Raw genomic sequence first — 1,400 nt, 5'->3', positions numbered from 1 at the left:
AATGTCCGTATATGGACTCCGCCTCGTTTGCAAACAATCCGTCGTCAGGCCGCGAGGTACGACTGCTCACGTATATCCGGTCTCATACTACTGCACCTGTGCCAGGTGCTGGACCCTGATGGGCTATTCGCGCGCCGACTCCCTATCGCTTCTACGGGCTTGAAAGCCGCGGACATTCTCGGGTTTTGCCAGCGCCGGTTCGACCTGTTGGCCATCATGCGGCTTGTCATGCAATCGTGGTTCGGTTACTCCTACGTCGTGCAAAAAGTTTTACTGTTGAGATCATGCGGGCTCAGGATGATAATCGGTCCCTCTACTCATCATCGCCCACGCGATACGTGCCGTTTTGTTCGCCAACGCTACCGCGGCAATGTTCGGGTGGCGCGTAATCGCAATACGCGTAACCCAAGTACTTAATCGGTCCGTCTTGGCCTGAGCAGTGCGGAGTACCGCTCGCGCCCCGTGTATCAGCAAGCAGCGCAAGTAAGTATCGCCTTTCTTGCTGATGCCCAGCAAACGCTCTTTTCCTCCTGAACTGTTTTGTCTGGGCGTCAGTCCTACAGAAGCCGCCATCTGTCGACCGCTGGCAAACTGGCTAGCATCGCCTATTGTCGCTACCAAAGCGGTAGCAGTGATAGGACCGATGCCACGCAACTGCTGCAAGCGAACCGCTACCGGATCGTGCCGCCCAATTTCTTCGATTTCCCGTTCGAGCTCAGTCACGCGCCGATCCAATGCCAGGATGTCCTCCCAGAGCCCACGCAAGAGGCGGCGAAACCGCTCGCTAAGGCCGTTGTCGAGGTCTTCCAGCCAGCGCGGGATCGCTGCGCGCAAGTGGACCAACTCTTTCGGGGCGGTCAATCCGTATTCCGATGTCAAGCCACGAATCTGATTGGCTGTGGCTTTACGTTGATCGACGAGGCTGGTCCGCACTCGGTGCACAGCTTGGATATCCTGCTGCGCGACCGTCTTGACCGTTACGAACCGCATACTCGGCCGGCTCATCGCCTCGCAGATCGCTTCAGCATCGTTCGCATCGTTCTTGTTGCTCTTGACGTAGGGCTTAACGAACTGCGGAGCAATCAGCTTGACTCTGTAACCGTGTGCCTGCAGTACTCGGGCCCAGTGATGTGCACCGCTGCACGCTTCCATGCCGATTTCACAGCCTGGCTCGATCTGGGCGAGTAGCGCCTTGATCCAATCAGCTCGGACGAGCTTGCTCCACCAGACCGCCTTTTCAGACTGGTCCACGCCGTGCACTTGAAACACGTTCTTTGCCAAATCGACCCCAACGCGAATAAGCTTCATGGTGGACTCCTTCTTTCCAAACCGGTTGTGTGGAAACTCCAGTTTGGCACTTACGTGCCCTCAGGGGAGGAGGAGTCCATCCCATTGCTTCT

The 1,400-nt window shown here is 56.9% G+C and carries 1 protein-coding gene; it reads right to left on the bottom strand.

Features of this window, described 5'->3' with window-relative positions:
• Positions 1–282: 282 nt before the first annotated feature.
• Entirely contained in the window at positions 283–1,308 is a 1,026-nt protein-coding gene (locus NX784_RS28695) for an IS110 family RNA-guided transposase (RefSeq protein WP_258820080.1), read from the bottom strand.
• Positions 1,309–1,400 lie beyond the last annotated feature (92 nt).

Origin of the sequence: Massilia pinisoli, assembly GCF_024753285.1 — a bacterium.
Classification (GTDB): domain Bacteria; phylum Pseudomonadota; class Gammaproteobacteria; order Burkholderiales; family Burkholderiaceae_D; genus Telluria; species Telluria pinisoli.
This window is presented reverse-complemented; position numbering and strand designations above follow the sequence as displayed.